We start from the raw sequence: 19,754 nt of genomic DNA on the forward strand, positions 1-19,754 counted from the left end.
GGAGTTAAGAATGAAAGTAGGAATAATTAGCTTTGCACATGGCCACGCCCATGCATATGCGTCAAGTTTGGTCGGGATTAATGATGTAACCATTGTTGGGATTGCGGATGATAATGAGGAGCGAGGCAGAGAAGCTGCAAACCAATACAAAACGACTTACTATAATTCATACAAGGACCTGCTCAATCAAGGGTTAGATGCGGTCATTGTCACTTCAGAAAATGCGCACCATAAAGAACATGCGATAGCAGCGGCGCAGGCAGGTGCTGCTGTTCTATGTGAAAAGCCAATTGCTCATACAGTAAAAGACGCAGAGGAATTAATCGCTACTTGTGAAGAGGCTGGTGTATTATTGCAAACCGCTTTTCCTGTTCGTTTTAATGAAGCGATTAAACGAGCGAAAGCACGGATTGATGCAGGAGAGTTTGGAGATATTATCGCCGTTAAAGGAACAAACAGAGGGAAGAATCCTGGTGGGTGGTTTAACGACAAACAGCTTGCAGGTGGAGGAGCAGTAATTGACCATACGGTTCATGTGGTCGATATTATGCGCTGGGTTCTGAAAGAGGAGGTACAGGACGTTTATTCAGAAATTGACCAACACTTTTCGACGAATGATATTGATGATACTGGAGTTCTGTCATTCACATTTGAGAGTGGTGTTTTTGCCACTTTGGACTGCAGTTGGTCACGTAATGCGAACTTTCCGACATGGGGAGACGTCACGCTTGAGTTTATTGGGACAGAAGGAACGTTAAAAGTGGATGCACAGGCGCAAAAGTTAGATTTATTCCATAAAGGTGGCCTGAAGTATGACTTCTGGGGTGATAATATGGACGATAGCCTTGTACGAGATTTTATTGAGAGTGTGCGTGAAAAACGCCAACCGTCTGTTACAGGAACGGATGGCCTTAGAGCGCTAGAAGTGGCGATTGGTGCTTATGCCTCTGCTGCTAAAGGAGAAGTTGTTGCTTTGCGCGGAAATGAAAGAGAGAGGGTGTCTCCATGAAAAAAGGGATAAACCAATGGTGTTATCCAGCAGGTACACCACTTGATAGCGTACTTGAGTGGACGAGGGAGGCGGGGTTTTCTTCGATTGAATTAAATGTAGGCCATTCTGGCGACGTAGGGCTTACGCTTGATACTACTCCAGAAGAAGCGAAGGAAATTTGCAAGCAAATACAAACGGCCGGACTTGAGATTGACAGCTTATCAACCGCATTGTTGTGGGAGACTCCCCTCTCTGCAAAGGATGAGTCTGTACAGGAAGCTGGCAAACAAGTAGTGAAAAAAATGCTTGGACTTGCTCATACATTGAAGGCTAGTACGGTTCTGGTTGTGCCTGGAGTCGTCACACAAGACGTCCCATATGATCAATGTTATAAACGAAGCTTGTCTGCATTAAAAGAGCTTGCGCCACTGGCTGAACAATTAAATGTATCGATTGGGATTGAAAATGTATGGAACCGCTTCCTCCTGTCTCCACTCGAAATGGTTGCTTATATTGATGGAGTTGCTTCGACTCACGTCGGTGCCTATTTCGATGTGGGGAATGTACTACAGTTTGGTTACCCAGAACAGTGGATATCGATTTTAGGTAAACGAATTTTAAAAGTGCATGTGAAAGATTTTAAAACAAGCATTGGCAATATGACAGGGTTTACGAATCTTCTATCCGGAGATGTGGCTTGGGTAAGTGTAATGAAAGAACTTAAGAGGATTGGCTATACAGGAGAGCTGACGGCAGAGCTAACGCCATATGCACATGATCCTGCAGCTCTTGCATTTGATACAGCGCGACATATGGATGTGTTACTTGAAATAGGAAAAGAAAAGCAGTATAAGTAATGGAGGAAACGGCCTTGATGGCCGTTTTTTTGTTGGAAATCAGTAGTAATGCATGTTTGTGCGTGAAGACTAGGTTGAAAGTAATGATTAGATCCAATTTATTGGATAACTAGGGCGTATTTAGGGCTAATAATAGATTGAATATTCTATGGGGTACTTTTAGAATTAGATATAACTGGAAAATTTTAAAAAGGTGGGGCCTCATGGATCATTCATTCCAAATTGAACGACTTCAAATGAGCATAAGCTCTCTTCGAGGAGATATAAGGCAGACTGAACAAGAGATTGAGAGGCTCCAAACAGCAAAAAGTACATTAATTCAAGAACAACAATCTCTTCACAATGACAAAGCAGCCACGAAGGAACCGGAGCTAAGCTACGATATGTGGCGGGGAAAAGAAACGGAAGAACATGATCAGAAGCGCTTTCAATTAGAAATTTCCTATAGTTATTCACAAGAACAGTTAGAAGGAATCATTACCACGTAAGGTAACAGATCTAGAAACGACGTATAGAAGCCAAATACAAGCATATATAGAAACCTTAAAAAAGATTGAACAGGAGAGCGAAAGCTTAATTAAAACATACGGTGAAAAAGATGCAGAGTTAGCTAACCAATTCTAAAAGGGGTTTAAGAAGATGAAAGTTCTTGATGTGCAGAATGGGATCGATCAACTTGTAAAAGCGAAGAAAGAGGACGCTGCGAGTCTAGAGACAATCGAAGGAAGCATCCGCAAAATCCATAATCTTCATTCTTTAGAAGGAGAAGGCGGCAATGCAATTAAAGATCATTTCTCGCAATTGCATTTGCCATCTTTGCGTTTTTTTCAAACCTTTATTGAACAATACATCCAACAACTAGAAACGATGAAATCCTATATCCTTAATTTTGAAACAAACAACGCTTTAGTACGACAAGAATTCCTGCAAGACACCATTCCAAACGGAATCGACCGGGTTTTAGACAATGCAGAGACACGAACACAAGCGATTAACCAAGCCTGCTCATCTGTTAGTGATTTGGTGTACACAGAAACATTTGGAATGGAAGGTGTAAAAGCCTGGGCTGATCAGTTAAAAACCCATGCCTCTGAAACCGCTGAACGATTGGAAGAACTAGATATTGAAAACCAAAGCCTTGCGAGTGAAGCAGAGGCAACGTTAACGGAACTCATCAGTTCAACAAATAAAGTGATTAATTGGTCGACGGGTGGTCCAATTGTCTCCCAGGCTGTACAGCAAGAGATTGATACTCACTTCAAAGAAAACGATGTTTACTACATGATGTGGTCGGAAGCAATGGAAATCGCCTCAACCGAAGACCCGACTCTAATGGGCGCAGTCGCCAATTGGTTTGGTACCGCCGGACAATTTTTTAAAGGTATGGATGTCGTAAAAGGTGCAGGTGCGTTTGCGGTGATCGCATCGAAGCGGCTTAGTTTTGAGAGAGCGGGGAACGGGATTTTTCATGTGAGAAATCATAAGGACTGGGTACAAGTAAATGGGAAATATAAATCAAGAGTGGCAACTAGTTTAAATGCTATTATGAGAAAGTACGGCAACAAGAACTCAAGTGTGAAATTCTTAAATCAATTAGGAAGATTAAACAACCAACCAACGAATTTCTTCGTAAATTAGTAGGGGTTGGGACAAGTAAGTCGAAGATAGCATATGGATCTCTTTTTAAATCTAATGCTGCAAGTGTTGCATTAAATGTCGACAAAGCAAAAGAGTACGTCACTCGAATTGATGTGAAAGATACGGCAAAAGCAGCTAAGAATACGTTTGTTAATACGTTTAAGAGGGTGCCGCTAGTCGGAACCATTGTTTCAGTAGGAAGTAATGCCTCAGAGCTCTGGAAAGACGAAAATAAGGAAAAAAGCGAGGCTGAAAGAACTGGTAGGATGGCAGCGGGCTTTGGGATGGATCTTGGTGTAGCTGGTCTTACAGCAGGTGGTGCAGCTATTGGTTCAATGATTATGCCTGGAGTAGGTACTGTGATTGGTGGGGCTGTTGGAGCAACGGTTGGTATTGTTGGATCGCTAGCATTGGACGAGAAAGTGAAAGATATGGGAGAAAGTGCTGGCAGAAAGGTCGAAGAAATTACTGAAAAAGGTCTTGAGTTTGTTCAAGATAATGTTAGTAAAGTTGGAGACTTTGTGACAGGTCTTTTCAGGTAGAAAAGGAGTAAATAATGTACTCATTTAGAAGAACATGGGGAGTTTTTTTTAAAACGCAACCCTGGATAGCAGGTGCTGCTTTACTCGTCTTGCTGAGTTATTTTTCTTGGAATGTAAATAAGAAGGAAGCATACATAATATTTGTTTTCTTAGCAGAGATGTTTGCATTTTTATTGGCTTTATTAGCAGGGTTTAAAACAAAAAAGAAAAGCATTATTCCAACAGATAGAGGAGCAAACATGCTCTCAATAGAAGGCTTTTTTAAAAGTTTATTGTTCACCATCCCCATAATAGGTTTTTGGACAATTTCAATGAGCCAATTACCTAGGGGAGATGATACGATCCATATATTGAGTGCTTTTGTACTTGGTATGTTAATGATTAATGGTGTTTTTGCTTTTGCATCTTTAGTGTTCCCAAGCTATATCGTTTCTTTTTATCTAGCAAATGTTTATGACAAGAAGCAAACAATTACTAGTGAAGGTTTTAGGTATCTTGCTCTTTACTTTTATGCTCTAAATGGAGAAGTGCAAATTATACTTTCTCGTTTTCCTTTTTTAATTCAAAGAATAATGGGTGTACTTTTCTTACTTGTCATAATAGCATGCTATAGCTTCTTGTTATTATTGGTGGGTAATGGTTGAGCTAACGTTGGCTTGTTTACGAATAAGGAGAAAATGGAGGTCCTCAATGATCAAAGACAAGCAAATCTCTCTATCGACAGAAGAATTAGTTGCTGCATTTACTTTATGCGGATATGAAAAAGCAGCGGCAGATATTATAAATGAACGACAATTTGCCCAAACGGAGGAACAACTTGTTACTTTTTCGAATCAAGCTGAATCTTTATTAAACAATCGTGGCTACTGGGATGAAACTCGCTCAACGAATCTTGTAAAAGGACTAGAAAGTTTTATTCATTTGTTGTTCAAGTCAGAGAAAAAGACGCGCTGTGTTTATGGAAACCATGTGCTCATTTTTCATCAACTTGAGGGCGACGAGATGATTGTTCAAACTTTTAAAGGGATGGAACATCGTTTTGAACTTGCAAAACACGATGATCCGTTGTGGGGAAAAATTGCTTCGTTCTACGAATTAGAAGATTCGGAAATAGATTTACCAGAAGGTTTTTCACTAGATTCAGAAGGCTTTGATTTATTTTCTCAAGCGAAAAGTGAAGAAGTAGATGCCATCATTCGAGATCAAATCTACCCTGAAATGTTTAATATTTTCTTAAATGATTATCGTAATAATCACTTTGAGTTAGAAAATTTTTCTTTGTTGCTGTCTAGTTATTCAAGAGACGAGAGCGAACTTGTACAAGTCAATTTTCTGTTAAAAAGTAAGGGTTTTATGTGGTTGATTGATTATTCGTTGATCGAAGAAAAAGATGAGATTCACTTTAAAGCAATGGCGCCAAAAGAGTGTTTTGAAGGAATTGTTTATGTGATGCTTGATTGGTATAAACAAGCTGATTAAAATCTGTTTTAACGATAAATAGTTTCAGTGGAGGCAGCTTAATTTGTAGCTGTCTCTATTTGAGAGGGGGCTATATTCATTGCGACTCTCTCGTCTTTCCATCCTAAATTTGGTAGAATGGTAGAAAGGAAGAAGGAGTTGATTTGCACATGCCAACTTATTATAAAGAACAATTGGATTTCACTGATACAACAATCTTAGAAAATAAATTTAAAGAACTACTGGAAATCCCACTTGATTCCGTGCAGCAATTAGAAGTTTTCCTTAAGAAAGAATCAGAGTTACTTAGTCAAGTTGAAGAAATGGTAACTGGACATTACATCGATTTTAATAGCCATAGTGATTCAGAAGAGGCGAAACGGGTATTTGAGCATGATCAACAAGTTATCACGCCGCTTATAAAGACGTATGAGGCAAAGCTAGACCAAGCTTTTTTGCAAGCACAGGCGTTGTCAGATTTGCCTCAAGAGGAATATAGTTATTTGGTTAAAAGAAGGAAAAATGCAGAGAGCTTGTTTCGAGAAGAAAACGTGAAATTGGAAGTTGAAGAAGATCGGTTAACGACCAAATATTTTGAACATACAGGCTCGTTAACAGTTAATTGGGCAGGAGAAGAGTTAACGCTCGCCCAACTTGCTCCCTATTTACAAGCTGAAGACCGTGAAGATAGAAAAAAAGCGATGACTCTTATGCGAGAAACGATGATTAAAAAAGAAGAACCGCTGCAACAGATTATGTCGGAGCTAATTAAGTTGCGGCAGCATAAGGCTGATAATGCAGGGCTTGCGAATTATCGCGATTATATGTTTAAGTTATATGAACGATTTGACTATACCCCAGATGATTGTAAGACATTGGCGGAAAGTGTCGCACGGTATGTAAAGCCGCTAAAAGAAAAATTACAAGCAAAACATGCCAAGGCACTGGGCGTTGAGACTTATAAGCCTTGGGATCAGAGTGCGGTATTACCAGGGCAAGCTCCACTAAAACCATTTGATAGCACAGGCGAGCTTATAGCAAAAGGACGTAGCATTTTAGCTACGCTTGATCCGAGGTTTGGAGAATTGCTCCATTTGATGGATGATCAAGGAATGCTTGATTTGGAGAGTCGAAAAAGCAAATCACCTGGGGGCTTTTGTGCTCCTTTGCCGATATCCGGTTTATCTTTTATCTTTATGAATCATGCGAAGACACAAGATGATATGACGACGCTTTTCCATGAGATGGGTCACTGCATTCATAATGATTTGAATAAAGATATTCCACTACGGATGTATCGTGAAACGCCAATGGAATCAAGTGAGCTTGCGAGTATGACGATGGAATTATTTACGATGGATCAATGGGAACAATTTTACTGTTCGAAAGAAGATTCGGTCCGTGCGAAGCGGGAACAACTTAAGTCCATTGTTGATTTTCTGCCAGTTGGCATGGTCATTGATCAATTTCAACATTGGCTTTATGAAAACCCGACTCATTCACCACATGAACGAAACGAGAAATACCGTGAGCTTATCCAAGTGATTGACGCGAATGTAGCCGATTGGTCTGGTTTTGAGAAATGGCAGGAATCTGCATGGATGCGTGTGCTTCATATCTTTGAAGTACCATTCTATTATGTGGAATATGTCATTGCACAGCTAGGCGCATTGCAGTTATATAAAAGGTACAAGGTAGATCCGGAAGAAGCACTAGCTCTTTACAAGAAAGCCTTATCTCTCGGTAGTTCAAAACCTCTTTCTGAAGTGTATGAAGCTGCGGGAATTCGGTTTGATTTTTCAGCTGAAACAATTAAGCAGCTGATGGTGTTTGTTGGAGAAGAGCTAGAAGCGTTAGAGCGACCTTAACAAGCAAAGTAATGAGTATAGAGAAAGGCGTGACCCGACAAACGGATGGGGTCACGCTTTTTGTATTTCATTTAAGAAAGTAATTAAATGAAACAGGAGATTAGCTAACAAGGAGGGAGGAAAATTAAGACAGTGAGTGGAACAGTCTTAATGAAAGGAATTTTGGAAGGGGAGACGTCAAATGGGTTCATTGCAAATTCAAACGGATTACGGAACGATTGATGGTGTACTTGAAAAAGGGATTAGAAGTTGGAAAGGGATTCCTTATGCAGAACCTCCAGTTGAAGATAGAAGATTTAAAGCACCTGTACCTAAAAAATGTTGGGCGGGGGTTTTGAAAGCGGATTCGTTTGGTCCAGTTTGTCCCCAGCCAGAATCTGGTGCTGCTGGATTACTTGGTGAAGAAATGACAGAGGGTGAAGTCCAATCAGAAGACTGCCTTTACTTAAATGTATGGGCGCCAGTGGATGCTAAAGAGGCGTCTTTGCCAGTGATGGTTTGGATTCATGGCGGGGCATTTGTGACGGGGAGTGGTAGTTTACCTATTTATGATGGAGCCCCACTTGCTGAAAGAGGAAACGTGGTCGTAGTGACGATTAATTATCGATTGGGTCCGTTTGGTTTTATGCATATGTCTCCGTTTGGAGAAGAATTTGTATCAAATGCTGGATTGCTTGATCAAATTGCGGCCTTACAATGGGTGAAGGATCAAATTGCTCCTTTTGGCGGAAATCCAACAAACATGACCGTGTTTGGAGAATCGGCAGGAAGCATGAGTATTGCTGGATTACTAGCGATGCCAATGGCAAAGGGACTCTTTAATAAAGCGATCATGCAGAGTGGTGCATCTCAATCTTTGTCAGATCCAAAAGGCAAAGAAGTCGCAATGGGTATGCTTCAAATACTGGAGCTGGAAGTGAATGACGTACATCGATTAAAGAATATACCGGCTAAACGAATAGTGGAAGCTGGTTTGAAGTTAACAGAGAAACTTGGTAGTGGGGGACTGACGATGTTGTTTCAGCCAGTTGTTGAGGCAAATACATTGCCACTTCCACCGATTGAGGCAATTATTCAAGGTCAGGCAAAGGATATTCCGCTCTTGATTGGTACAAATTTGCATGAGGGATTGTTGTTTTTCCGAGAAGATATGCAGTTGCCTAAAAAAGAAGATGTTCTAAAGGGTATGAAAGTGATGGCCGGGGGTGCTGAACAGTTGGATACCGTTTTAGCTGAATATCCAGGTACGGCAAAGGGATATGCGGATATGATGACGGATCTTTACTTTTGGCGTTCTTCATTAGCATTTGCGTCCGAGCAAAACAAACATGCCGCGGTATATATGTATCGATTTGACTGGACCTATTCTGACCATCCAGTTTTAAAAGACGCGGTTCATGCAGCGGAATTGTTTTTTGTTTTTAACCATTTACATCTCTTTGAAAGAGTAGGTGTATCGATCGATGAACAAACGAGGAAGCTTGCCAATTCCATGCAAGATGCATGGGCGAACTTTGCTGCGGCGGGAACACCAACAAGTTCTAATATACCATGGCCTCAATATGAACAGCAAGGAAGAAAAACATTGATTTTTGACCGTGAAATGGGGCTTGTTGAAGATCCAATGGTAGCGAAACGTAAAGCACTTGGATTATAGAGGAGGGGCTGCGTGTGTATATGCAGCCGCTTTTCCTTTATGAAGGTTAACCACAACGGTTGAGCATACCACGTCGAATTAGTTCTGTTTCTAGAATTGAAATAAAGTCAGCGCTTAGTCCATGTTCAAGCGCTTGTTGATAGGATTCTAGCAACAGATCATTTGATAAATGGGCTAGCATGGCAATACTCCCCTCTCCAAGTTAATAAACAGTGCTTCTTTTTTGAATTATACCACAATATATAGTGTTTTTGGTATAACATTAACACTGTATATCCATAAAAGATCTGATTTGGAGTGAGTCATTTAGACCTGGACGATGCTTTTAATTATGCGGAGGTTAAGCCATTCGTAATCATCGGAAAAAACGACTTTAATACGTTTATTAAGTTCGTCAAGTTTATCGATTGTGCAAGTTAGCTCCTGATAGCGTCCATTCACCCAATACGTAACCATAACATCATGTGTATGACTTAATGCGTCTATAATGATCATTCCAAGCTCTTGCCACTGATCATCAGCTAGTTCCTCATGGAGGGGGACATTATTTTCTTGTTCCTGCATATGAATCCATGCTTCTTTATGTTCGGGAAGCATCATTCGGCTGCTTTCCCAGAGTAAATTGCCTCTTGCTAGATATCGTTCTTCTTTACGCATGTGTAAACACCCTTTCTAAGTATACAGATAAGAACGTTTGTTTGTTATTATAATCGAATGTACGTTCGTTGATCAATAGGAAATAAAAGGGATTGTATGACTTTTTTGTCGTATGAATCGAAAGACAGGGAGATAGGTGGAAAAAAAGAGCCATGCACAAAATGCAAGGCTAGGGGTATGTCATCACGATTCTTCAGTAATCCAGTTTTGTTTCCTGATTATTAATGACTGTCCCATCAAGTCTTCCTTCGCATATGCGTTTCATCACTCCAGGTTTGTCAAAATCAAAGATATGCACAGGTAAGTTGTAATCACGTGCCAAAAGGAGAGCAGCTTGATCCATGACACGAATATCTTTTTTAACAATGTCATCATAATTGAGACTCTTAAACAGTTGCGCAGAATCGTTTTTGTTAGGATCTGATGTATAAACACCATCAATACCTTGTTTTGCAGCAAATAAAGCATCGCATTCCATCTCCAACGCACGTTGAACACTAGGGTAATCCGTTGTAACAAAAGGTTGACCGTTCCCTCCACCAAATATAACAACGTATCCTTTTTCGAGATAACTCATACCCTTTAAACGAATATACGGTTCCGCAACTGATTGAGTAGGTATGGAGGTCATAACACGTACTTCTTGTTTCGTTTTTGCTTTTAATACACCTCTTAGCATCAGACTGTTAATAATTGTACCCAATGTTCCAATGTTATCGGCCTCAACGCGGTCAATGCCCCATTGTTCTGCTAAGTGTCCACGAAAGATATTGCCGCCGCCAACAACAATACAAACTTCAATTTCTAGTTTAATTAAAGAAATGAGTTCATTTGTAATATGTTCTAAGCGGTCGTTCCCGAAACTGTTTCCTTTTTTATCGGCCAATGCCCCGCCACTAAGCTTTACGAGCACTCGTTTATAGGTCAAAGAAAAGCCTCCATTCTAAACGTTTAACAACGATCATTCGACAGAGTGTGAGAGAAATCCTGTGAAAATAATTTAATTAAGAAAGAGGGTTTCAGAAGAAGCTTTACGGGTATAAGTATGTGATTGTGAAATAGAAAAGAGGGAATTCATGAATTGGATTATAAATCGGCCTAAATTAGTGATTTTATTTTTTGTTATGTTGACAGCAATTGGAGCAATTAGCTTTCTGCAAATGCCGCAACGAGAAATACCAGAATTCTCACCACCGATTGGTCAGATTACGACCGCCTTCCCTGGCGCGACCTCTGAAGCTGTGGAGCAGCAAGTGACCAATCAGATCGAAGAAGTGCTTAGTCAATTTGATGAGATTGAACAATATCAATCCGTATCTGCACCGAGTATTTCTCTTGTGACGGTTGAACTCGACGAAAGTGTCGGGAATGTCGAGAATGTTTGGAATGACATTAGTCAAAGCATAAATCAAGTTGCCACGGCATTTCCAGATGATGCACGTGAACCAGAGCTTGATACAGACCTTGGAGATCAGGGACTTGCTACGTATCAAATTACGTACGATAATAACGTCAGTATTGAAGAACTTCAGCAGACAATTGAAACGTATGCGAGTGATATTTCTGGTTTAAACGATATTATCGGTTTAGATGTACAAGGGGTGTTGGAGAAAGAAATTTCCGTCATGCTTGATCCAGAAGCGATGGAGGATGCAGAGATCTCTTTTGGACAAGTGATGGGGATTCTTGATGGAGAAAATGACACCGCTCCAATTGGAGCATGGCAAGATGAGCGTGGGACGTACCCTGTTAACCTTGATACATATTCATCTGTGGAATTATATAACCAGCTGCCGGTTGGTGTGGATGAACAAGGAGAGATTATTCGTTTATCTGATGTTGGCACAATGGAAGAAACCTATAAGCAGAGAGAAGAACAAGTATATTACGATGGAGAACAAGCATTGTCACTTACATTTACACTGCGCTCTGGAAGTAGCGTTCCGGCAGCGCAAAATGAGTTAGATCGCTTTGTCGAACAGCTTGAAGGTGACTTGCCTGAAGGTGCTGAAATGGAGCTTTTGTATACACAGTCGGAGCTCGTTTCAGAATTGTTTGTTGATCTTGCGCTCTCCTTTGCGTTTGCTATACTAGCCGTGTTAATTGTTTGTTCATTAGGACTTCGGATTGGTACAGCTCTGAGTGTAGCGTTTGCTGTGCCAATATCGCTCAGCATTGGTTCAATCGCGCTTCCTTTCTTTAATGTTGATTTAAATCAGATATCATTAATTGCCTACATTCTTGTATTAGCGATTCTTGTTGATGATGCAATTGTTGTTAATGATAATATTGAACGACAATTACGCGAAGGGAAAGCACCAAAAGAAGCTGCAAGAAAAGGAACTCGGGAAGTGCTTGTTTCCGTTATTACATCAACGATCATCGTCGTCTTTACGTTTTTTCCGATTTTGTTCCTTCCTGGTGGAGCGGGAGAATTTATTCGTCCTTTACCTGTTGTTGTAATAAGTGCAATTATGGCCTCCACATTAGTTGGGCTAATCGCGATCCCGATTTACCGAGTGTGGAAAGAAAAACGTAAACCATCGGCGAAAAATGAGCGACCGGCTGGAATTCTAGGTCCATTTCTTTCGAAAGCAGGTCAAACTTATAGTCAGAAATGGATGCCTAATGTTGTAAAACACCCATTTTATGTGGGCTTTGGTGGACTGCTTATTGGAACGGCAGCTTATGCACTTATCCCTTGGATTCCAATTGAATTCTTTCCAGATTCGGACCGGGAAGAAGTATTTATTGAAACGACGCTAGCAGATGGGACACCACTAGAACAAACCGAAGAGCAGTCTAAAGAAATGGCTGCTTGGATTGCTGAACATGATTTTGTGCAATCCGTATCCACATACACCGGAACATCTATCCCTCGACTATTCAATTATGAGGGTGGGGGCGAGGAAAGTGAAAATATGGCCAATTTCCTCGTGTTTATAGATAAAGAGCAAGTTGAAGCACGAGCAGCGATGGACGAATGGAGCGAGACGCTTCCGGAAACATTTGAGAATCTCGAATCCTATGAGGTTTCTATTATAGAATCCGGGCCCCCAGTCGGAGCACCAATCGCAATTGAAATGACTGGGCCCTCTATCTCGGAATTAATGGAAAAAAGTGCAGAGGCACAAGACATCCTCGCAAATGCAAGTGGAGTTGTAAATGTTGATGACGATGTAGGAACACCTGTTGATTCCTACTTACTTGAATTAAATAGAAGTACAATGGAAGAGAACGGTTTAGCAAGCAGTGACGTTGCCGGGGCCCTAGCCGCGGTAGGTGAGGGAATTCCGTTAGGCACGTTTGATGTTGACGGCGAATTAATTGACTGGCGTATTGCTTATGAAGGAAATGAAATCGATTTGCTTGAGCAAGTAACGGTTACTGGTAATACACAACAAGCGGTTGCTCTCGCTGATCTTGTCTCAATAAATGAAGCAGAAATACAACCGCGAATTCCTCATCAGAACGGGGAACGGACAATTACGATTCGAGCATTTCCTGCAGAGGGGCAGTCTGCTGACGACATTGTTGCGGAAGTAGAAGATGAATTGTTTGCTCTTGAAGATGGAGAACACTCGATTGTAATTGGTGGAGAAACATCGGAACGAACCGATGTGTTTATCCAAATTGGGCAAATCTTTATTCTCGTAGTCTTTTTAATTTTAATCGTCATGGTTATCCAGTTCTATTCCATTACGATTCCCTTTATTATATTGAGTGCGGTGTATCTTGCTTTCTCTGGGGCAATGATTGGTTTGTTTATCACGCAAACAGGTCTTGGATTTATGTCACTAATGGGTGGAGTGAGTCTTGCAGGTATTGTTGTCCGGAACGGAATTGTGTTGATTGAATTCATTGAGCAACGACGAAAAGCGGGGCTTAGTCCTAAGGATGCCGTTCTTTTAGCGGCTGAACAGCGATTCCGTCCAATTGTTCTAACGTCATTAACAACCATTGCTGGTTTACTGCCGATAGCACTTGGAAATAGTACACTCTTTAAGCCACTTGGTATTACAATTGTTTCTGGAGCGTTATTTTCAGCGATCTTGACTCTTTTTGTTGTGCCAGCTCTGTACTTAGTGAGAGTAAGATGGAAAGAAGGAAAGATATCATAAAAAAGCCTTGAGCTGCCATTTGGTGGCTCAAGGCTTTTCTTTATATAAAAAATTCTACTGTCCAATACGAACTATTTTGTAGTAAATGGGTATTTAGTTTGTTTGCCAAAGATTGCGCGGCAACAGAATCAGGAAAGGTTTTAACTTGTTGGCTGTTCGTGTCCTTTAGGGTTTCTGTCACCCCGCCGATGATGCGTACTAATTTGTACATGTAGGGGTTCCTCCTAATTTCAATTCAGCCTAATTATGCACTGTCCTTCTATTGTGTCACATTATAACTTGAATTGATAGGGGAATAACGAACTAATAAGTATACCCTATTTGAATTGAAATGAAACTAGTTATTGATATGGAAAATTCAACCAAATTAATGCTGGTTAAGCACCTGTCAAAGGTAACTGGACTTCCATCAGCCATTCATAATTAATAGCTATCTACTAGTCTGTGAGGTTTGTTAATCAAGATGAGAAATTCGTTAAACATCAATACAATTTTGTAAAAAAGCTTTTTGCAATTAGATGAGTATAAATAAACAAAATGCATATTTATGAGGAGATTTGTCTTGAAGTCATAGATAATAGAAAAGTGTTTGTCCATGGAAGAGGTCGAGCTTATTATTTTGTTCAAATCGGTGAAAAACGCTATACAACAATAGCATTTGAGCCGGGAGATGCGTTTGTCTTGGAATAGAGGAGGCGATAGAAGTGAAAATGTTTATAGGTCAGCATGATCTCTAGCTGACAGCGGTGAAGTAACTGTCGTTGTAAAATCAAATGATAATAAACGAGTTAGAATAAAAAAGCGAGCTACTTAGGCTCGCTTTTTAACGTTTTTATTGAAAATACCTCTCTGCATTCGTATAGGAAATATCTTGAGCCATACGCCCAACAAGGTCATAATCGGCAGGGATTTCTCCGTCTTCGATCCATTCCCCTAATAGTTGGCAAAGTATCCGGCGGAAGTAGTCATGCCGTGTGAAAGAGAGGAAGCTTCTTGAATCCGTTAGCATACCGACAAATTGACTAAGCACACCAATGTTGGCAAGGCTTGCGAGTTGTCTGCGCATACCATCCTTTGTGTCATTAAACCACCAACCAGATCCGAGTTGCATTTTTCCTGGCATACCTTCTTTTTGAAAGTTTCCTAACGCACTTGCAATCATTTCGTTTTTTGTCCAATCGAGATTGTAACAAATCGTTTTTGGGAGCTCATTCGTTTGTTCTAATTCATTGAAGAAGCGATTTAATCCAACAGCGTAATTGCTATCATGAATAGAATCAAATCCGCTATCTGGACCAATTTGTTTGTAGGCAGCATGATTATTGTTTCTTAACGGACCAATATGCAGTTGCATGGCCCAACCATGTGCATGATAGCGTTTCGCAAGAAATAGCAATGTTGCTGAACGCAGAAGGTCGTGCTCGTTAGCGGATACAATTTCACCGGCTAAGATCCGTTTAAAAATGTTGGCAGCTTCTTCTACGCGAATTGAGTGATATGAAAAAGTTCCAAGACCATGATCGCTCGCCCGGCAGCCTTGTTTATGAAAATCGTTTATTCGCTGGTCAAGTGCGTGTAAGAATGATTCATACGTGTTAATTGTAGTATTTGTGATCGATTCTAACTTGGTTAAGAAATGTTGAAAACCCGGGTTTTCTGATTGTAGTGCTTTATCCGGACGAAAAGTAGGCAACACGTCCACTTTTACGTTGACATCATCGTGAATCAATTTATGGTAATCGAGTGTACTTGTCACCTCATCTGTAGTGAAGATTGTATTTACGTTTGAAGTAGTGATGAGGGAGCGAACGGTTAGTGCCCCTTCTTGTAATTGGCGGTTCGTATTTGTCCAAATTTCTTCTGCAGTCTCTTCGTTAAGAAGAGTTTTTATACCAAAATAGTAGTCCAGCTCTAAATGTGTCCAGTGATATAGAGGATTCCCAAGCAACTTCGGCACTGTTGCGGCCCACGCGAAGAATTTTTCTTTATCTGTGGAATCACCTGTGATAAGTCGTTCAGAGACTCCGCATGCACGCATTGCCCGCCACTTATAATGATCACCCGCAAGCCATAGTTCTGTAATGGTTGTGTACTTTGTGTCTTCGGCTATGTCTTTTGGGTCCAAGTGGCAATGGAAGTCGTAAATCGGCATATCTTTCACATACTCATGATATAGACGTTTAGCGGATTCATTTTGGAGCATAAAATGTTCGGTTATCAGTGTCATTAAATCATTCTCCCTAAGTTGTTTGAACTCACTTCTTTGCCGTTCACTAGTAAGCGGCGAGAATCATTTGGGATGATTCTAAATGTAGCTTTATTGTATGGAAGTGAAAACCCTTGCTCTTTGATTTCAGTTGTGACATAGATGGTGTCTTCTGTCGTCTCCATTTTTAAGGAAACGAGTGCGTGTTTATTTTGCCAATTTGAACTCTCACCGTCATCCTCATAAAGCGTATAGCTTGATAGGAGTCCAGCTTTTCGCCCAGGGAATAGCAAGAATCCACGAAGGTCTTGATCTTTAGTTAAGAAACTACGTTCCGCTTCGTTTACAGGGATGATTGAACCTGCTTTTACAAGAAGTGGCGTTTGATCATAAGGTGCTGGAAGAGTAGTTGTTGTCCCGCCTTCTATGTGATTCCCTGTATAAAAATCGAACCATCCACTTTCGTGTTTCGGTGCGTAGACTTGTCTTTTAGCCACACCTGGTTCAACGACAGAAGCAACGAGGAATGCGTCACCAACAAGAAAATCATCATTTTCTTCCCACGTTTTTTGGTCATTCTCGAAATCGAAAAAAGTAGGCTTTAAAATTGGCTCATGAATAGAGCGAGCCTTGTAGAATGCTGAATACCAATAAGGCAATAACTTCGAGCGCAGTTTGATTAACTCTCGAATGGCAGGTGTTGCATTTGGATACATCCATGGTTCATTTACGGTTTCATCTTCATTCCATGAATGAATGGTAAAACGAGGGTGGAAGATGCCATTTTGTACCCAACGGATAAAAAGTTCTTCATCTGGCTTAGGACCAGCAAAACCACCAACATCATGACCGAAGCTATAAATGCCTGATAAGCTCAGACTTAAGCCTGTCTTATTATTGAACCGAATTGTTTTCCACTCCGTTCGGTTATCTCCAGACCATGTTTGAACATAGCGGTGCATACCAGGTGCGCCAGAGCGAGAAATTAAAAATGGGCGCTCATCTTTTGAATGCTCCATTTGTGCTTCAAATGATGCTTTCATCATTAATAATGGATGGAGGGCACGGATTGTTTGAAAAGATAGGGCTGATCCAAAACCATTCACTTTCGCGTCTCTGCTCCAAATTTCGAACTCGTTGTTATCGTTCCAAGTGGAAGCAATTCCATAATCAAGGAGCTGTTTTTTTACTTGGTCTTTCCACCAACCATAAGCTTCCTCATTTGTGAAGTCTATGTATGCTCCACCACCATCCCAAAATTGAGCAGTCTCCACCTCGCCTTTGTTATTTTGAATGAAATAGTTCTTCTGTTCCAAGTCAGCATATTGAGGATGGCTTTCAAGTAAGGCCGGTTTTATATTTGCAGCAAAGCGTAGCCCTTTTTGTTTAAAATCGTTGGTAAGTTTTTTTGCATCAGGGAACTTATCCTTGTTCCAATGGAATACATAGCGTCCATCCCCAATTGATGTATAACCAGAGGAAAGTTGAAATGAGTCACATAGAATATCGTTTCTTTCACATTGATTAATAAACTCATATAACTGTTCTTGCGCATTGTCAGAGTCTGTATAACTCATTGTAGAACCAGAGTAGCCAATACTCCATTTAGGTGGCATCGCTGTGTTTCCGGTCATCCACGTGTATGTTTGAACAACATTTCGCATGGTAGGTCCCGCAATCATATAGTAATCAAGGTCTCCAGCCTCTGCTTCAAAATAACGATATAGACCATGGTAGTTATCAAGTTCTCGACCTAAATCAAAATAGCCAGGTGCGAGATTGTCATAGAAGAGACCATAAGAAAAAGTAGTATTAGGGTTTCTTGTCACATAAAAAGGAATATGCTTGTACAATGGATCAGAATGCTCAGCGTCATAGCCCATTGCATCAATCGTTACGCTACTGTAACGACCGTGGTGACGGTTCAAAGCCCCTGTTCTTTCTCCGAGACCGTAATACGATTCATGGATCTCTCTTTTTAAGTAGTGTTTCACGCCTTCCCCAAGTTCACCATTGAAGTTATAGGCCTGTGTTTGGCGATCTTCAGCAAACCAAACCCACTCGCTATTTTCTTGGCGATACCAAGTGATGCGAAATCCTTCTTTTTGAATGACAGCTTTTAAATAGTTTGTACTAAGTTCGTAAGTGTTATCTAGTTCTGTAAAGGCATAAGAAGGGCAGCTAAAGTTAGCAACGCTCATGCGGTCTCTTCCAGTATAAGGAACATCGTCAAGTCCAGGTGCAATGCTCCATGTGTTCGCAACTTCAAGGCCATCTTTTTGTTCAAATAATACTCGAATGACCTTTTCTTCTAAAATAAATAAGTGTGCTGTAGTAGAAGATGTTGAATCAAAAAAGCTTAAGCGCGGACCGTTCTGTTCGTTTAGTTTAAATTGATTGTGTGTTTGTATATTCATAATGATAGAAATCTCCTTTTGGTTTACATTAATCCTGCTAACGTTGGAAGCCATGTACTAAAGAAAGGGAACAGCGTAATAATCATTAATACGATTACTACCGCGGCATAGAAAGGGATAAGCGGACGAATGATTTCTTCAATTTTTACTTTTCCAACGGTACTTCCAACAAATAAAGCACTACCTCCAGGGGGAGTAATATTGCCGATACATAGATTGACGATTAAAATGATACCAAAGTGAACAGGATCCATACCAAATTCCATAACAACTGGTAGAAAGATAGGGGTGAAAATTAAAATGGCTGGCGTCACATCCATAACGATACCAATTAATAACAATATGAGATTAATAAGCAAAAGGATTAGAATAGGGTTATCTGTTAGTGCTAAAATGCTTGTACTAATCGCACTAGGAATACCGGTGAATGACATAACAAGAGATAGCATTGCTGATGTACCAATTAAAAACATGATAACTACAGTCAATTCAACTGCTTCTCTAAAAATACCAGGAAGTTGGCGAACCTTTAGACTACGGTAAATAAAGGAAAGCAATAAGGCGTAAACGATTGCAATTGCTGATGCTTCTGTAGCAGTAAAGAAACCGCCAATAATACCACCAATAATGATAAAAACTAAAAATAAGCTTGGAACTGCTTCCCAAATTACTTTGAGTGGGGATTCAACTCGAGTTGTAAGAGAGGCGGTATAGCCTTTCTTTTTCGCAATGAAAAAAGCGACTATCATTGTGGCGATACCCCAAAGGAGGCCTGGTAAATAACCGGCTAAAAAAAGAGCGGCTACTGACGTGCCTCCACTAACAAGTGAGTAGATGATAAGCAAACCAGTGGGTGGAATGATCAGTCCTGTTGGTGCAGAGGCAATATTGACAGCAGCAGAGAATTTTCTGTCGTATCCTTCTTTTTCTTGGAGTGGATGCATGACTTTTCCTATGGCGGCGGCAGATGCGACCGAAGAACCAGCGATGGAACCGAATAACATATTCCCGACAATGTTTGTATGGGCGAGAGAGCCCGGCAACCTACCAACAAATAGTTTTGCAACATTCACAAGACGTAAGGCAATACCTCCTTGGTTCATAATAATTCCGGTCAATAAGAAAAAGGGAATAGCTAACAATGTAAAACTATCAATCCCGGTTACCATCTTCTGTGCAGAGGTGAAAATAGCAACATCAAAAGGGGCGATTAAAAACATGGTAACAATTGATGCACCTGCAACACTTATTGCAATGGGGACACCAAAAAACAACAAGCCAAGAAAAACAACAATTAAACTAATTCCAGCAAGGAGAGGCATATCATCAGTCCTTTATCTAT

18 protein-coding genes are annotated in these 19,754 nt (G+C 40.6%); 11 read left to right on the top strand and 7 right to left on the bottom strand.

The genetic code is table 11. The annotated features are described in order from the left end of the window. The first annotated feature begins 10 nt into the window (after positions 1-10). The 10 genes from BK584_RS18495 (at position 11) to BK584_RS18535 (ending at position 9,011) form a co-directional block, all read left to right on the top strand. Positions 11-1,009: a Gfo/Idh/MocA family protein gene (locus BK584_RS18495; protein WP_078393949.1), complete on the top strand. Its 999-nt coding sequence runs from the start codon at positions 11-13 to the stop codon at positions 1,007-1,009. Next, positions 1,006-1,848 (top strand): sugar phosphate isomerase/epimerase family protein, encoded by an 843-nt coding sequence (locus BK584_RS18500; RefSeq protein ID WP_078393950.1) that lies wholly within the window; start codon positions 1,006-1,008, stop codon positions 1,846-1,848. The genes BK584_RS18495 and BK584_RS18500 overlap by 4 nt, the downstream gene beginning before the upstream one ends. A gap of 203 nt (positions 1,849-2,051) precedes the next feature. After that, a complete protein-coding gene (locus BK584_RS18505; RefSeq protein WP_078393951.1) occupies positions 2,052-2,336 on the top strand; it encodes a YwqH-like family protein in 285 nt (94 codons plus the stop codon). 46 nt (positions 2,337-2,382) lie between these two features. Next, positions 2,383-2,472 (top strand): hypothetical protein, encoded by a 90-nt coding sequence (locus BK584_RS25615; protein ID WP_367579330.1) that lies wholly within the window; start codon positions 2,383-2,385, stop codon positions 2,470-2,472. 15 nt (positions 2,473-2,487) lie between these two features. After that, the gene (locus BK584_RS18510) at positions 2,488-3,486 is read left to right on the top strand and encodes an LXG domain-containing protein (protein WP_078393952.1); all 999 of its coding nucleotides are present in this window, start codon (positions 2,488-2,490) and stop codon (positions 3,484-3,486) included. 113 nt (positions 3,487-3,599) lie between these two features. Then, positions 3,600-4,028 (top strand): hypothetical protein, encoded by a 429-nt coding sequence (locus BK584_RS18515; protein ID WP_078393953.1) that lies wholly within the window; start codon positions 3,600-3,602, stop codon positions 4,026-4,028. Between the two features lie 14 nt (positions 4,029-4,042). Beyond that, positions 4,043-4,672 carry a hypothetical protein gene (locus BK584_RS18520; protein WP_078393954.1) on the top strand — a complete coding sequence of 210 codons (630 nt, stop codon included), beginning with the start codon at positions 4,043-4,045 and terminating at the stop codon, positions 4,670-4,672. 46 nt (positions 4,673-4,718) lie between these two features. Next, entirely contained in the window at positions 4,719-5,507 is a 789-nt protein-coding gene (locus tag BK584_RS18525) for a hypothetical protein (RefSeq protein WP_078393955.1), read from the top strand. A 149-nt stretch (positions 5,508-5,656) separates the two neighbouring features. After that, positions 5,657-7,354 carry a M3 family oligoendopeptidase gene (locus tag BK584_RS18530; RefSeq protein WP_078393956.1) on the top strand — a complete coding sequence of 566 codons (1,698 nt, stop codon included), beginning with the start codon at positions 5,657-5,659 and terminating at the stop codon, positions 7,352-7,354. 181 nt (positions 7,355-7,535) lie between these two features. Further along, on the top strand, positions 7,536-9,011 hold the full coding sequence (locus BK584_RS18535) for a carboxylesterase/lipase family protein (protein ID WP_078393957.1): 1,476 nt from the start codon (positions 7,536-7,538) through the stop codon (positions 9,009-9,011). A 46-nt stretch (positions 9,012-9,057) separates the two neighbouring features. On the opposite strand, the gene sda is transcribed toward BK584_RS18535, so the two are convergent. The 3 genes from sda to pyrH form a co-directional block, all read right to left on the bottom strand. Next, the gene (gene sda / locus BK584_RS18540; RefSeq protein WP_078393958.1) at positions 9,058-9,192 is read right to left on the bottom strand and encodes a sporulation histidine kinase inhibitor Sda; all 135 of its coding nucleotides are present in this window, start codon (positions 9,190-9,192) and stop codon (positions 9,058-9,060) included. A 125-nt stretch (positions 9,193-9,317) separates the two neighbouring features. Further along, the gene (locus BK584_RS18545; RefSeq protein ID WP_078393959.1) at positions 9,318-9,668 is read right to left on the bottom strand and encodes a YolD-like family protein; all 351 of its coding nucleotides are present in this window, start codon (positions 9,666-9,668) and stop codon (positions 9,318-9,320) included. A 193-nt stretch (positions 9,669-9,861) separates the two neighbouring features. After that, complete coding sequence (gene pyrH, locus BK584_RS18550) at positions 9,862-10,596, bottom strand: UMP kinase (protein WP_078393960.1); 735 nt, start codon at positions 10,594-10,596, stop codon at positions 9,862-9,864. Positions 10,597-10,744: 148 nt separating this feature from the next. Between pyrH and BK584_RS18555 the strand changes: the two genes are divergently transcribed. Then, the gene (locus tag BK584_RS18555; RefSeq protein WP_078393961.1) at positions 10,745-13,789 is read left to right on the top strand and encodes an efflux RND transporter permease subunit; all 3,045 of its coding nucleotides are present in this window, start codon (positions 10,745-10,747) and stop codon (positions 13,787-13,789) included. 40 nt (positions 13,790-13,829) lie between these two features. Here BK584_RS18555 and BK584_RS24740 read toward each other — a convergent pair whose 3' ends face one another. The 4 genes from BK584_RS24740 to BK584_RS18570 all read right to left on the bottom strand — a co-directional run bounded on the left by BK584_RS24740 (position 13,830) and on the right by BK584_RS18570 (position 19,734). Continuing rightward, positions 13,830-14,000 carry a hypothetical protein gene (locus BK584_RS24740; protein WP_169871376.1) on the bottom strand — a complete coding sequence of 57 codons (171 nt, stop codon included), beginning with the start codon at positions 13,998-14,000 and terminating at the stop codon, positions 13,830-13,832. Positions 14,001-14,621: 621 nt separating this feature from the next. Beyond that, the gene (uxaC, locus tag BK584_RS18560) at positions 14,622-16,016 is read right to left on the bottom strand and encodes a glucuronate isomerase (protein WP_078393962.1); all 1,395 of its coding nucleotides are present in this window, start codon (positions 16,014-16,016) and stop codon (positions 14,622-14,624) included. Next, a complete protein-coding gene (locus BK584_RS18565; RefSeq protein WP_078393963.1) occupies positions 16,016-18,412 on the bottom strand; it encodes a glycoside hydrolase family 31 protein in 2,397 nt (798 codons plus the stop codon). The genes uxaC and BK584_RS18565 overlap by 1 nt, the downstream gene beginning before the upstream one ends. Positions 18,413-18,435: 23 nt before the next feature. Then, positions 18,436-19,734, bottom strand: a complete 1,299-nt coding sequence (locus BK584_RS18570; RefSeq protein ID WP_078393964.1) for a TRAP transporter large permease — start codon at positions 19,732-19,734, stop codon at positions 18,436-18,438. Positions 19,735-19,754 lie beyond the last annotated feature (20 nt).

It is taken from the genome of Shouchella patagoniensis, from assembly GCF_002019705.1.
Classification (GTDB): Bacteria; Bacillota; Bacilli; order Bacillales; family Bacillaceae_D; genus Shouchella; species Shouchella patagoniensis.

Excerpts from the sequence above, each read along its gene's own strand:
- BK584_RS18555 (WP_078393961.1), top strand. The coding sequence starts at position 10,745 with ATGAATTGGATTATAAATCGGCCTAAATTAGTGATTTTATTTTTTGTT.
- BK584_RS24740 (WP_169871376.1), bottom strand. The coding sequence starts at position 14,000 with ATGTACAAATTAGTACGCATCATCGGCGGGGTGACAGAAACCCTAAAG.
- sda (WP_078393958.1), bottom strand. The coding sequence starts at position 9,192 with ATGCTAGCCCATTTATCAAATGATCTGTTGCTAGAATCCTATCAACAA.
- BK584_RS18500 (WP_078393950.1), top strand. The coding sequence starts at position 1,006 with ATGAAAAAAGGGATAAACCAATGGTGTTATCCAGCAGGTACACCACTT.
- BK584_RS18570 (WP_078393964.1), bottom strand. The coding sequence starts at position 19,734 with ATGCCTCTCCTTGCTGGAATTAGTTTAATTGTTGTTTTTCTTGGCTTG.
- BK584_RS18525 (WP_078393955.1), top strand. The coding sequence starts at position 4,719 with ATGATCAAAGACAAGCAAATCTCTCTATCGACAGAAGAATTAGTTGCT.
- BK584_RS18520 (WP_078393954.1), top strand. The coding sequence starts at position 4,043 with ATGTACTCATTTAGAAGAACATGGGGAGTTTTTTTTAAAACGCAACCC.
- BK584_RS18545 (WP_078393959.1), bottom strand. The coding sequence starts at position 9,668 with ATGCGTAAAGAAGAACGATATCTAGCAAGAGGCAATTTACTCTGGGAA.
- BK584_RS18565 (WP_078393963.1), bottom strand. The coding sequence starts at position 18,412 with ATGAATATACAAACACACAATCAATTTAAACTAAACGAACAGAACGGT.
- BK584_RS18510 (WP_078393952.1), top strand. The coding sequence starts at position 2,488 with ATGAAAGTTCTTGATGTGCAGAATGGGATCGATCAACTTGTAAAAGCG.
- BK584_RS18535 (WP_078393957.1), top strand. The coding sequence starts at position 7,536 with ATGGGTTCATTGCAAATTCAAACGGATTACGGAACGATTGATGGTGTA.
- BK584_RS18495 (WP_078393949.1), top strand. The coding sequence starts at position 11 with ATGAAAGTAGGAATAATTAGCTTTGCACATGGCCACGCCCATGCATAT.
- BK584_RS18505 (WP_078393951.1), top strand. The coding sequence starts at position 2,052 with ATGGATCATTCATTCCAAATTGAACGACTTCAAATGAGCATAAGCTCT.
- uxaC (WP_078393962.1), bottom strand. The coding sequence starts at position 16,016 with ATGACACTGATAACCGAACATTTTATGCTCCAAAATGAATCCGCTAAA.
- BK584_RS18530 (WP_078393956.1), top strand. The coding sequence starts at position 5,657 with ATGCCAACTTATTATAAAGAACAATTGGATTTCACTGATACAACAATC.